This window comes from Acinetobacter sp. LipI_23 (assembly GCF_058243045.1).
The window spans coordinates 3,230,518-3,242,703 of sequence record NZ_JBZAYJ010000001.1 but is presented as its reverse complement, the minus strand read 5'-3'; the positions used below and the strand labels follow the sequence as shown (position 1 = coordinate 3,242,703).

The following is a 12,186-nucleotide window of genomic DNA, read 5'->3' as shown; positions in this document are numbered from 1 at the left end:
ACGCTTTGTTGCCCATTAAACGTGTCTTGAGTATGGATATAGATTTAATTTTTAAAGCCTTGGCTAATCCAACGCGTCGCCAAATTTTGGAATGGTTAAAAAAACCGGAACAATTTTTATCGAGTGACGAATGTGGTGACTTTAGACGCGGCGTATGTGCAGGTCATATCGAACGGTTGGGAAATGTATCGCAATCGACGATGTCGAACCATTTGTCCGTTTTACAGCAGGCCGGTTTAATTCAAGTGGAAAAATATGGACAATGGTCTTATTTTTCTCGCAATGAAGCGTTGATTCAGCAATTTATCGAACACCTACAACAACACCTTTAACAGGTGGGAGTAACGATGGCTGAATTAAATTCTCCTTTAACGCTCGGTGCGTTAGAGCTTAAAAACCGTGTCATCATGGCGCCGCTGACCCGTAACCGCGCAACTGCTGATCGCGTTCCAACCCCAATGATGGTTGAGTACTATGCGCAACGTGCAAGTGCTGGCCTGATCATTTCTGAAGCTACAGTGATTTCTGAAGAAGCCAATGGCTATTTGAATACTCCAGGATTGTTTACCGATGCTCAGGTCGAAGGCTGGAAAAAGGTCACTCAAGCGGTTCATGAGAAGGGCGGTCTGATTGTTGCCCAGCTTTGGCATGTTGGTCGTGTATCGCATCCGGATCTGTTAAATGGTGAAACACCAGTCTCTGCAAGTGCAGTACAACAGGCGGGTCATGTCAGCTTGTTACGTCCAAAACGTCCTTATGTGTTGCCGCGTCCGCTGGAAATTTCGGAAATTCATGCCATTACCGAGCAATATAAGCAAGCCGCGATTCGTGCTAAAGAAGCCGGTTTTGATGGTGTTGAATTACATGCTGCCAATGGTTATCTGATTGACCAGTTCTTGCAAAGCAAAACCAATCAGCGTGAAGATGAATACGGCGGTTCAGTGGAAAATCGTACACGTTTCCTGCTAGAAGCAACTGATGCACTGATTGAAGTATGGGGCGCAGATCGTGTAGGGGTGCATTTTGCGCCGCGTTGTGATGACCATGACATGGGTGACAATGATCCACGTGAAACATTTGGCTATGCCATGGAGCAGCTGGGTAAGCGCAAGATTGCCTTCTTCTTTACCCGTGAATATCTGGCTGAAGACAGTATTTCTGAATATATGAAAGAGCGTTCTGGTGGAGTGCCTTATATTGCCAATATGCAACTGAGTCGTGAAGATGCGATTCAGCTGTTGGCATCAGGCAAGGCTGATGCGGTGTCTTTTGGTAAGGCGTATATTGCCAATCCAGACTTGTATGAGCGTTTACTGCAAGATGCACCACTGAATGAACTGAAACTGGAAAATATGATTGGAACGGATGTCGCGGCAGGCTATGTGGACTATCCGACTTTAGCTGAAATGGAAACTGCTGCGGTTTAAATTGCTTTTCCGTTCAATTCGCGACAAGATAACAGCGCAATTCATGGGATAATATGAGTTGCGCTGTTTTATTTTTGCATTGATTTTTGGAGCACGTATTTGGCTACTCCTTTTTGGTATAACGCAGCACTTGCGCTGATCAAACCGCTGTATAAGTCTAAAATAAAAAAACGTGCAGAGACTACAGAACAATTTCAACAAGAATGTCTCGAACGTTTCGGGCCATTTCAACCGGTTAAAAATCACCAAGCGATTTGGTTTCATGTGGTGTCGGTGGGTGAAACCAATGCAGCGCAGCCTCTCATCGAGCATTATTTAAAAGCCGGTCATCCAGTCTTGGTGACCAATACCACCAAAACTGGACAGGCACGGGCCAAATCCCTATTCTTAAAAGCACCTTATTTAGACCTGTTCCAAGCTGTATATTTACCTGCGGATCAAAAACCTTTAGTTCGTCAGTTTTTCGCATTGTATCAGCCCAAACTTTTGGCTTTGGTTGAAACCGAACTCTGGCCGAATTTAATTGCCCAAGCGGGGCAGAGTCAGGTGCCATGTATCTTGATTAATGCCCGTCTTTCTGAAAAATCAGCCAAAGGCTATGCCAAAGTATCTAGCCTTACGCAGCCGATGTTACACGGACTAGATCAGCTTTTGGTACAAGATCAGGCAACTGCAGAGCGCTTTATTCAGCTCGGTGCAGCACCATCGCTAACACAGGTGGTGGGGAGTATTAAGTTTGATATTCATGCGCCAGAATCGTTTGTCAAACAGGCAGCTCAGCTCAAGCAAGAATGGTCACTCGCTGGGCGTAAGATCATCACTATTGCCAGTACTCATGCACCCGAAGAACAAAAACTGTTAAGCGCGTTTAAGCCATATTTGGATACACAGCCTGAACTGTTGTGCATTGTTGTACCACGTCATCCAGAGCGTTTTGATGAGGTCTTTGCTGTTGCACAAAGTTTAAATTTAAATACCACTCGCAGAAGTACGGGACAAAGCATACAGGCGCACACCCAAGTCTATTTAGCCGATTCGATGGGGGAGATGTGGTTATGGTATGCCTTATCTAATGCCTGTTTTGTCGGGGGATCACTAAATGAACCTGGTGGCGGACATAATATTTTAGAGCCAATTGCGTTACATGTGCCGACGGTTTTGGGCAAAAACTATTTTAATTTCCAAACCATTGTCGATGAATTTGTACAAGCCGATGCGGTGAAAGTTGTTGAGGATGCTGAACAAGCTGCCGCGGTGTTGATGACACTGTTAGAGGATGCAGAGCAGGCCAATACACTGAATCAAGCGGCACAAAAGATTATGCAGTTAAATACCGGCTCTCTAGCAAAGCATATTCAAGTGATTGATGCTTATTTATAAAATTTGACTGAGTCTGTCATTACTGCAAATGCTGTAGATTTTATGGATGGTTTTGCGTAGGTAGTTGTTACTTTTCAAAGATGAAAAGTAACAAAAATCTTTTGCTGTGCTGAGGTACATCCTGTACCTCAGCACAGCGGGCGACATCCTTGTCGCCTTTCACGATGACATGTGCTGATGAGACCTCCACTGTTTGGATTTTTTCTATTTATTATGAATATCGTTCTCTTAGATCCGCGCCAAACTGAATCTGAACTCTGGTCCATTAGTGCCAAGCGTCAGCTTGAACATTTGCATCGTCATTTAGAGCTGAAAGCCGGTGATACGTTAAAAGTAGGGATACAAAACGGAAAGCGTTATCTTACACAAGTGATGGAAGTCTCTGAAACAGCTGTCCGTATAAAACCCTTATATGAAGAACCTGTACCAGCCAAACTACCAGTGACTTTAATTGTCGCGATGCCACGTCCTAAAGTTCTGCGTCGTTTGATTATGGATGCGGTGACTTTAGGGGTTGAGAAAATTATTTTGCTGCATAGCTATCGGGTCGATAAAAGTTATTGGCAAACCCCGTTTTTACAACAGTTGGATCAATATGTGACTTTGGGGCTAGAGCAGGCAGGCGATACGGTTGCACCCAAAATTGAAATTTATAAACGCTTTAAGCCTTTTGTTGAAGATCAATTGCCAAGTCTGATTTCAGCCGATTGCCCTGCCTATGTGGCACATCCTTATAGCGATACCCAAATGCCTTTTGCGATTCAACATCCGTGTACGATTGTGATCGGGCCGGAAGGTGGATTTATCCCTTACGAAGTTGAACTACTTGTAAAAAACGGCTGCCAAGCGATGAGCCTAGGCAGCCGTATTATTCGGACTGAAACCGTGATCCCTTATGTTTTAGGACGCTTATTTAGCAGTTGAAGTTTCTGTCGGGTAGCTGTCATTTTTTGCGACGCGAACTTCTTGAACTGGGTAAGGAATAGAAATCCCTTGCTCAGCAAAGGCCTGAACCACATATTCTTGTACTGAACTGATTGAGCCAGATACCGTGGTTTCTGTGGTGTTGACCCACCATTGGACTTTGAGGTTCACTGAAAAATCTGCAAGTGCAGCGACGTTCACGCTAAAACCTGGTTGACTTAAAATGGTCGTATCTCGGTCTAAAATACCTAAAATAATATCTTTGGCTTTTTTGATGTCATCTTCATAACCAATACCGACCAAGAATTCACAGCGACGACGTGGATAGGCGGTGTTAACGGTGACTGCACTGGTATACACAGTTGCATTTGGAATCACGATACGACGACCATCTGGCGCACGTAAGTAAGTGGCACGAATTTGAATATCTTCAACGTTGCCTTCCATACCCGAGACAATGATGTCGTCACCAATCTTAAACGGTTCACCCAGTAAAATCAGGATTCCTGAAAGTAGGTTTTGGAAGATATCTTTAAATGCAAAACCAATGGCAACCGAGCCAATCCCCAAAGCACTCATCAGCTGACCGGGTGTGAAACCTGGAATCGCAATCACCATGGCAATCAGGAAGCCAATAAAGACGATGGCCGAACTGCCGACACGGTTCAGGACAAGGACAAGGTTTTGTTTGGTATAAGAACGATCAGATAGTGCTTTACGAACAAAAAGCTTAAACAGTTTGGAGAGCAAATAAAAAATGACGAAGGTAATCAGCGCAATACAAAAATAAGGCATACGCTCCCAAAAACTATCGACAAATTTGTCGATGGTGGAATAGGCGTCATTATATTTTGCCGTATGTGCAATTACACTTTGCGTGGTTTTCGCTGTCGCGTCATGTAGCATCTCTGACGTACCTTGAGCAACTTCGCTCAAGGTATTGGTTTGTTCTGACACTGGTGCTCCAATCGCTGAAAATTTGGCATATTTTGCCTGAAAATTGTGTGTATTTAATAGAGAAAAGCGTATGAAATTATCGCATTCTGGGTGATTGATAGACGGATAAAAATCTATCTCTCTGTTTTTTAAATGCTTGAGTTTTGGAATGAAGGCGCTGAGTCATGCTTCTATGTATGAAATAGCGCAGCCTGAAGTGTAACAATCTGCTTAAAAAAGCCTAGCTGGAGCGACTTTACTGAGTTCAGTTTTGTTCATGTTACGGATTAAACACAGGATCTCATTGAAAGATCACTATAAAATGTGTTTTAAATTGTAGAAATAATATACGACCAAAGCCGTGTTGATCTGTTTAAAAAACAATCGTCATACTGTGGTTATGCAGTCCAATAATAAACCAATAACTGTGGCATGAACTCTCGCGATGAGAGTCAGAATATAAGGAAGTATGATATGAAAGAAGTCTATCCTGTACCTGCTGAATTTGAAAAAACTGCGCGCACCAATGAACAAGAATATTTTGAACGTTATCAAAAATCGATAGAACAACCTGACGAGTATTGGGCTGAACAAGCGTTGAAACTCGATTGGATCAAGCCTTTTAGTCAAGTTAAAAACACCAGTTATGATAAAGATAATTTTAAAATTGAATGGTTTGCCGATGGTCAGCTGAATCTAAGTGCCAACTGCCTTGACCGACACTTAAAAGACCATCCGTATAAACCTGCCATTATTTGGGAAGGTGACCATCCCTCACGCCATAAAATCATTTCCTTTGCTGAACTGTATGACGAAGTGTGTCGTTTTGCCAATGTCCTGAAAAAGCATGGTGTGGTGAAGGGTGATCGTGTGGTGCTGTATATGCCGATGATTTCAGAAGCGGCCATTTCGATGTTGGCCTGTGCCCGAATCGGTGCCGTGCATTGTGTGGTGTTTGGTGGCTTTTCACCTGACTCATTGGCGAGCCGAATTGATGACAGTCAAGCCAAAATTGTGATTACCGCAGACTCCGGAATGCGCGGGGGGAAACCCATTCCGCTGAAAGAAAATGTAGATGCAGCATTGAATCTACCTGGGACAGACTCGGTACAAAACGTGATTGTGGTACATCGGACAGGCAATCCAATCACGCTGAAAGAAGGGCGTGATTTGTGGTATCACATGGAAATCATGACCGTCAACGAGATTTGTCCACCTGAACCGATGAATGCTGAAGATCCCCTATTTATTTTATATACCTCAGGTTCAACCGGTAAGCCCAAAGGTGTGCTGCATACCACAGGGGGCTATTTAACTTATGTGAATAGTACCTTCCGTGAAGTGTTCGACTTAAAACAAGATGATGTGTTTTGGTGTACAGCCGATGTAGGTTGGATTACGGGACATTCTTATGTGCTGTATGGCCCCTTGTCGAATGGAACCACAACAGTGATGTTTGAGGGGATTCCACAGTATCCAAGTTGGGCACGTACAGGACATATTGTCGACAAACACAATGTGACGATTTTATACACGGCCCCGACAGCGATCCGCGCCATGATGCGTGAAGGGGATGCCTTTGTCCGTGAGAGTGACCGTAGCAGTTTGCGTTTAATTGGTTCCGTTGGAGAACCGATCAACCCTGAAGCATGGAATTGGTACTACACGGTAGTGGGAGAAAGCCGTTGCCCAGTGGTGGATACTTGGTGGCAAACCGAAACAGGCGGGATTTTAATTTCTCCACTTCCGGGTGCGACACCGCTTAAACCCGGGTCTGCAACGCGTCCTTTATTTGGAATTCAACCCGCTTTGGTCGATGCTGAAGGCAAAGAGTTAGAAGGAGAAGCTGAAGGCAATCTGGTGATTAAGGATTCATGGCCAGGACAAATGCGAACCATTTGGGGGGATCCTGAGCGGTTTATCGAAGCGTATTTTGCAACCTATCCGGGAACGTATTTCACGGGCGATGGTGCACGCCGTGATAAAGATGGTTACTACTGGATCACAGGTCGAGTCGATGATGTACTGAATGTGTCAGGGCACCGCTTAGGCACGGCCGAAGTGGAAAGTGCTTTGGTGGCACATGAGGCGGTTGCTGAGGCTGCCGTAGTAGGAATGCCACACGAGATCAAAGGGCAGGGAATTTGTTCCTTTGTCACTTTACAAGCGGGCACAGCGCAAACGGAAGAACTCCGTGCAGAGCTAATTCAGTGGGTAAGAAAGGTGTTGGGCCCTGTGGCGACACCAGATGCCTTACATTGGGCACCGTCTTTACCCAAAACACGTTCAGGCAAAATCATGCGCCGTATTTTAAGAAAAATTGCGGCGAACGAGTTAGATAGTTTGGGCGATACATCGACGCTGGCTGAACCGCAAGTGGTCGAAGTGTTGATTAAAGAAGTGTATCCAAACGGATAAAATCAACCTAAAAAAATACCGTCTTAAGCAGACGGTATTTTTATTTTGGTGTACCGATGGAATACGTCGGGTTGCTGTATACCAATTTGTAAGTGCGAGACGTTTAGAAATTAAATAGTTCTAACGCTGATGGATGCTTTCTAAGGTATCCACCATCGTCCGTGTCATCTGATCAATTTCATAATTGACCGCATCGCCGACTTGTACCGATGCCCACGTGGTTAGACGCAAGGTTTCAGGAATCAAATCAACTGAAATTTCATGGCTGTTACGATCAACACGGTTGACGGTGAGGCTACAACCATTCAGACCAATAAAACCTTTTAAGAAAAAGTATTTGATATTACCCTCGGGAATGTGGAGATCCACATGCAGAGTCTCGCCGTGACGGCTCAGCTGCTTTATCGTAGCCGTTCCTTCGATATGTCCATACAAGTTGTGTCCCCCATTTTCCATCCCGACTTTGGCTGAACGTTCGATATTCACCTCATCGCCTGTCTGTAAAGCCCCTAAAGTGGTCAGGCGTCGAGTCAAATCTGAGACATCAAAATGGACTTGACTGGTGGTCAGATCGATGTGCGTTGCAGTTAAGCAGGTGCCATTGATGGCTACACTTGCACCGATGAAGACATCGTGAAAAAAGTTGTGTGTATTTGAAACTACAAGGGTGCTAAAACCGTCGCCTTGACGGACATCTAGAATTTTCTCTAAGCCTTGTACAATACCTGTGTACATCAGAAGTCTTCCTAATTCGGGGGTTATGTTTAATGTAAATGATCTATCACTCGATGTGGCATTATTTTGAGTTGAGATGTGCTAAAGCTGTACCTTTGATTGGATTTCGACGCCAATAATAGGGTCGCAAAAATCGGAGCAACAGACGTAAGGGCGTCATCCATACGATTCGGGTATGGCGACGTTTATTCTCTAAAATACGTTGAGCCAAATAGCGACAGACCACTTCGGGAGGATCGATAATAAACAAAAAAAGCCGTTTCATTTTGTTCCAGTGCTGAATATTGCCATTTTGCCAAGAGGATACCAGTAGGTCGGTTGCCACCATTCCAGGGCTGAGTGTGCCGACTTGAATGTGGGTCTGTTTGGTTTCTTTAAACAGGGCTAGACTAAAGTAACCTACGGCACGTTTGGTGGTGGCATAGGCGGTCATGCCTGCACTCCATTCGCCTCGAGTACCCCAACCTTCCATATTGAAAATTTGACCATAGCCTTGTGCTAGCATGCCATTTAAGGCCACTTGTGAGCCGAACATACTGCCTAGAATATTGGTTTGAACTACAGTTTGTATGTCTGCTGCTGTGAGATCTTTAAAGTCTAGTGTCGCTGTACAACTGCCTGCATTATTAATCCAAATCTGAACAGCACCAAATTGTTGAATGGCTTCATCCCAAAGCGTTTGTACTTCATGGATTTGCGTGACATCACAAGTGACAGCATGAATCAGCGCAGCGGGAAAGCGATGCCGTAGCTGTTGCAGGGCGCTGTGCAAATCTGTGCTGTTTCGCCCAGAAATCACAACGGCTTGTTGCTGTTCCAAGAAGGCTTGAGCTAAACCCAAGCCGATACCTTTAGAACTGCCTGTAATGACAATGCAACCTGATTTTGAATTCATATGGATCCTTTACTTTGTGAACTAAAGGAAGTCGCTTTTTGACTGTGAAGCATACAATAACAAATGGATAGACTGATCATTGCAAGGTTCATAACCACAGGATTAAAAGCACGAATGAGACTGTCTGGTATTAGAAAAGCGACCAGTGCGAATAAAAACACTAAGCTAAAGATACTGAGGTAATGCAGATATTTACTGGAGCTAAATAGGAACGATAAAGCAAAAACACACTCAAGCACACCTGAGCCCTGACCTGCCAGTTGAGCCTGTACATAGGAAAGTCCAAAAGTTTGCCAAATGGCAATCTCATCGGGATTGATAAAGAGGATTTTAGGAATTAGACCTTGATAGCCCCATAAAAAGGCCAAAGAGAGATTAATGAATTTAGAGGGTTGGCTGTTGTTCATATCAAGTGGTTATTTTTTACTTTGTGCGGATTATACACCAATAAAAAAACCCTCAAGCCGAGCCTTGAGGGAAGAATAGAGTCACCTATGATTATTATTTTTTAGTTCGTGTCTGCTGCTTACCGAGCTAAGCAGATTTGGCAGTCTCAACGGATTGCTGCTGAGCTTCCAACTCACGAACCAATGGCAACACTTTGGCACCGAAGTATTCAACCTCTTCGATAAAATGTAAAAAACCTGAAAGGATTAAATCCACCCCAACAGCTTTTAATTCCACAATACGTTCGGCAATTTGGCGTGGTGTACCAATCAAATTGGTTTTAAAGCCATCATTGTATTGAACTAAATCTTCAAAGCTCGATTTGGCCCAGTTGCCTTCACCTTCAAGTGTTGCAGCACCCGCCTCACGGGTGGCATCGCCAAAGGCATGTACCGCTTGAATATTGGCTTTATCAATAATTTCTTGCAGAACCGTTTTCGCTTCTTCCTCGGTATCTCGGGCAATAATGAAAGCATTGACCCCAATTTTGACCTGATGGCCATTCTGTTGGGCTTTTGCACGAATATCATCAATCTGTTTTTTGAGCTCCTCAGGGGTGTTGCCATTGGTAAAATACCAGTCTGAAACCCGTGCAGCCATATCCCGTGCAGCGCGTGAACTGCCGCCTTGGAAAATTTCAATATGCGGCTTTTGCACAGGTTTGGGTGACAAGGTGTAGTCTTTGAACTGGTAGTATTTTCCATCAAAACTATAGTTGTCTTGGGTCCAAACACCTTTTAATGCACGAATAAACTCTTCCGAGCGAGCATAGCGTTGGTCATGTTCAGGCCATGTTTCACCAATGGCATCAAATTCGCCGCGAAACCAACCACTAACCACATTAATCGCAATACGCCCTTGGGTTAAGTGGTCGATGGTTGCAAGCTGTTTTGCGGCAAGCACGGGTTTCCACGGGCCAGGTAAAATAGCGGCAATGACTTTGAGTTTGCTGGTTTTGGCTAAGATACCGTGACTAAAGCTGACCGACTCATGTTGGTTTTCTGCGTTATAACCCGCAGTAAAACGAATCTGAGTTAGAGCATAGTCAAAGCCATTTTTTTCCGCAGCCTGCGCTAAACGGACGTTATAGTCATAACTCCAGTCTGTGCGCTGCTCAATATTACTCACCACTAAGCCACCGCTGACATTGGGAACCCAATAAGCAAACGTAATATTTTTATTCTGTTGTGACATGTGAAAACCCTCTCAATGCTTTTTGCGTTAAGCGACTTGTGGTTTGGCTTTTTTCTGATGCAAGCGAGACTCGGCTGCATCTAAATTTGGTACTGCGGCTGAAGGCAGTACATCGTCTTGTTCGATTTGTGTGTTGATACCCAAGTTTTGATTTGCAAGTTGGGTCTTTTCTTTCACTACTTCTGCACGCTGACCTTTGGCAGGTGCCCATTCTAGGATGGGTAAAGCACGAGCTACGGCAAGAGTAATGCGATCTCGTAATAATTCACTGTGGATGGTATACGCGGGTGTAAAGTCTTTGTCTGTGGCATAGACTCCAATAGGTAAAGTTTGCGCTTGGAAGAAGCTGAATAGTGGGCGAAGTTGATGCTCCAGTACCAACGCATGGCGTTCACTGCCACCTGAAGCTGCAAGCAGTACCGGTACATCGACCAGCGCCGTTTGCTCAACAAAGTCGAAAAAGTGTTTAAACAAGCCCGTAAAAGAGGCGCGATAAACTGGTGTTCCAACAATCAACGCATCGGCAGCTTCGACCGCGGCTAAGTCATCTTGCACACGTTGTGGCAGTTGGTTGCGGTAAATCGCGCCACCGAGTAAATGGCCAATTTCGCTGAATTTAATGAAATGTACATTGATTGGGGTTGCATCGCCCAGTTCATTTAATATTTCTTGTACTAGAGCCTCAGTTTTAGACGGGGTATTTAAACCGCCTGACACAGCGACAATATTGAGTGGTTTTTGCAGTAAAGTAGACATAAGGAAAGCCCTAAAGTGTTGTATCTCGGAATGGGCTTATTTATCTAATATCTGAACGAAGGCTGTAAAATAAAGAAATAGCGTTAAGTTATCTGATTTTAAGATATATCTGTTGAGCTTGAAAAAGGCTGCTAAAATTTTTATTAAATAGTTGTATTTTTTATATATATTTAAATTAAATAACCTTTTTCGATGTGCTGATAAATTTTATATCAAAATGTGATTAGTTATTTATATTTCAATATCGACTTGGAATTGAGGCTATTTTCCTACCTAAAGCGTGATAAAGTGAAAAAAAGTTAGACTTTGCATATCCTTATCGGCACTTGTATGGTTAGAATAGTCAAGACTAGTGCACTCGAAATCTCTCGTTGCTTATGAATATATTAATCGTTGATGACCATCCGCTGTTTCGCCATGCGTTAATCCAAGCTGTTCGTTATAGCTTACCGCAAGCTCAAATTCATGAAACAGCTGCAGTAAACGAGTTTTATGAACGCCTTGAAAAAGGTCCTGAACCTGATTTGGTGCTATTGGACTTAAACTTACCAGGTGCTTCAGGTTTTTCTGCATTGGTACACGTTCGTGCCCAGTATCCATCATTACCGATCATTGTCGTTTCAGCGCATGAAGAGACGTCAATCATTCAGCGTTCAATTGCACATGGTGCGATGGGTTATATTCCAAAGTCGGCACATCCAAGTCATATTGGCGAAGCAATTCGCGAAGTCTTAGATGGTGAAATTTGGTTGCCGCCAAATTTACCTGCTAACATGAACTTTGATCCACGTGCCGCCGATGAAACTGCACTGGCTGAGCGCATTCAATCCTTAACGCCGCAGCAGTTCCGTGTATTGATGATGGTGGCAGAAGGTTTGTTGAACAAGCAGATTGCCTATGAACTTGATGTTTCAGAAGCGACAATTAAAGCACACGTGACTGCGATTTTCCGTAAGCTCGGGGTACAAAACCGAACTCAAGCGGTCCTTGCTATCAATGCTTTAAATATTGAAGAAAAACGAATGTAAGCTGATCTATTGAATTAAAAAAAAGCGCTGAATCATCAGCGCTTTT

The 12,186-nt window shown here is 43.9% G+C and carries 12 protein-coding genes; 6 read left to right on the top strand and 6 right to left on the bottom strand.

Features of this window, described 5'->3' with window-relative positions; genetic code table 11:
• Positions 1 to 32: 32 nt before the first annotated feature.
• From AC4CVD_RS16025 to AC4CVD_RS16010, 4 genes are all read left to right on the top strand, one after another.
• On the top strand, positions 33 to 332 hold the full coding sequence (locus AC4CVD_RS16025; protein ID WP_004978252.1) for an ArsR/SmtB family transcription factor: 300 nt from the start codon (positions 33 to 35) through the stop codon (positions 330 to 332).
• A 15-nt stretch (positions 333 to 347) separates the two neighbouring features.
• On the top strand, positions 348 to 1,427 hold the full coding sequence (locus AC4CVD_RS16020; protein ID WP_490753428.1) for an alkene reductase: 1,080 nt from the start codon (positions 348 to 350) through the stop codon (positions 1,425 to 1,427).
• A gap of 99 nt (positions 1,428 to 1,526) precedes the next feature.
• Positions 1,527 to 2,807, top strand: coding sequence for a 3-deoxy-D-manno-octulosonic acid transferase (locus AC4CVD_RS16015; RefSeq protein ID WP_490753427.1), 1,281 nt, complete (start codon positions 1,527 to 1,529; stop codon positions 2,805 to 2,807).
• A 213-nt stretch (positions 2,808 to 3,020) separates the two neighbouring features.
• Positions 3,021 to 3,731, top strand: coding sequence for a 16S rRNA (uracil(1498)-N(3))-methyltransferase (locus AC4CVD_RS16010; RefSeq protein ID WP_490753426.1), 711 nt, complete (start codon positions 3,021 to 3,023; stop codon positions 3,729 to 3,731).
• Here the strand turns inward: AC4CVD_RS16010 and AC4CVD_RS16005 are convergent.
• Complete coding sequence (locus tag AC4CVD_RS16005; protein ID WP_058870491.1) at positions 3,717 to 4,688, bottom strand: mechanosensitive ion channel family protein; 972 nt, start codon at positions 4,686 to 4,688, stop codon at positions 3,717 to 3,719. The two genes, AC4CVD_RS16010 and AC4CVD_RS16005, sit on opposite strands and share 15 nt — an antisense overlap.
• A gap of 453 nt (positions 4,689 to 5,141) precedes the next feature.
• Between AC4CVD_RS16005 and acs the strand changes: the two genes are divergently transcribed.
• Positions 5,142 to 7,085: an acetate--CoA ligase gene (gene acs, locus AC4CVD_RS16000; RefSeq protein ID WP_201706897.1), complete on the top strand. Its 1,944-nt coding sequence runs from the start codon at positions 5,142 to 5,144 to the stop codon at positions 7,083 to 7,085.
• 120 nt (positions 7,086 to 7,205) lie between these two features.
• Here the strand turns inward: acs and AC4CVD_RS15995 are convergent, their stop codons facing one another.
• The 5 genes from AC4CVD_RS15995 to msuE form a co-directional block, all read right to left on the bottom strand.
• Positions 7,206 to 7,820, bottom strand: coding sequence for a riboflavin synthase subunit alpha (locus AC4CVD_RS15995; RefSeq protein WP_078388330.1), 615 nt, complete (start codon positions 7,818 to 7,820; stop codon positions 7,206 to 7,208).
• A 61-nt stretch (positions 7,821 to 7,881) separates the two neighbouring features.
• Positions 7,882 to 8,715, bottom strand: a complete 834-nt coding sequence (locus AC4CVD_RS15990) for an SDR family NAD(P)-dependent oxidoreductase (RefSeq protein WP_058870488.1) — start codon at positions 8,713 to 8,715, stop codon at positions 7,882 to 7,884.
• A complete protein-coding gene (locus AC4CVD_RS15985) occupies positions 8,712 to 9,122 on the bottom strand; it encodes a DoxX-like family protein (RefSeq protein WP_078388331.1) in 411 nt (136 codons plus the stop codon). The genes AC4CVD_RS15990 and AC4CVD_RS15985 overlap by 4 nt, the downstream gene beginning before the upstream one ends.
• Before the next feature lie 127 nt (positions 9,123 to 9,249).
• Positions 9,250 to 10,356, bottom strand: a complete 1,107-nt coding sequence (gene sfnG, locus AC4CVD_RS15980; RefSeq protein WP_078388332.1) for a dimethylsulfone monooxygenase SfnG — start codon at positions 10,354 to 10,356, stop codon at positions 9,250 to 9,252.
• A 27-nt stretch (positions 10,357 to 10,383) separates the two neighbouring features.
• Positions 10,384 to 11,112, bottom strand: coding sequence for an FMN reductase (msuE, locus tag AC4CVD_RS15975; protein WP_004691693.1), 729 nt, complete (start codon positions 11,110 to 11,112; stop codon positions 10,384 to 10,386).
• 377 nt (positions 11,113 to 11,489) lie between these two features.
• Here msuE and AC4CVD_RS15970 point away from each other — a divergent pair, with 377 nt between their 5' ends.
• On the top strand, positions 11,490 to 12,140 hold the full coding sequence (locus AC4CVD_RS15970; protein WP_004691689.1) for a response regulator: 651 nt from the start codon (positions 11,490 to 11,492) through the stop codon (positions 12,138 to 12,140).
• Positions 12,141 to 12,186: the final 46 nt, after the last annotated feature.

Bases quoted from the DNA above. Each gene is read 5' to 3' on its own strand.
- AC4CVD_RS16025 (WP_004978252.1), top strand. From the start codon at position 33: ATGGATATAGATTTAATTTTTAAAGCCTTGGCTAATCCAACGCGTCGC.
- AC4CVD_RS16020 (WP_490753428.1), top strand. From the start codon at position 348: ATGGCTGAATTAAATTCTCCTTTAACGCTCGGTGCGTTAGAGCTTAAA.
- AC4CVD_RS16010 (WP_490753426.1), top strand. From the start codon at position 3,021: ATGAATATCGTTCTCTTAGATCCGCGCCAAACTGAATCTGAACTCTGG.
- acs (WP_201706897.1), top strand. From the start codon at position 5,142: ATGAAAGAAGTCTATCCTGTACCTGCTGAATTTGAAAAAACTGCGCGC.
- AC4CVD_RS15995 (WP_078388330.1), bottom strand. From the start codon at position 7,820: ATGTACACAGGTATTGTACAAGGCTTAGAGAAAATTCTAGATGTCCGT.
- AC4CVD_RS15990 (WP_058870488.1), bottom strand. From the start codon at position 8,715: ATGAATTCAAAATCAGGTTGCATTGTCATTACAGGCAGTTCTAAAGGT.
- AC4CVD_RS15985 (WP_078388331.1), bottom strand. From the start codon at position 9,122: ATGAACAACAGCCAACCCTCTAAATTCATTAATCTCTCTTTGGCCTTT.
- sfnG (WP_078388332.1), bottom strand. From the start codon at position 10,356: ATGTCACAACAGAATAAAAATATTACGTTTGCTTATTGGGTTCCCAAT.
- msuE (WP_004691693.1), bottom strand. From the start codon at position 11,112: ATGTCTACTTTACTGCAAAAACCACTCAATATTGTCGCTGTGTCAGGC.
- AC4CVD_RS15970 (WP_004691689.1), top strand. From the start codon at position 11,490: ATGAATATATTAATCGTTGATGACCATCCGCTGTTTCGCCATGCGTTA.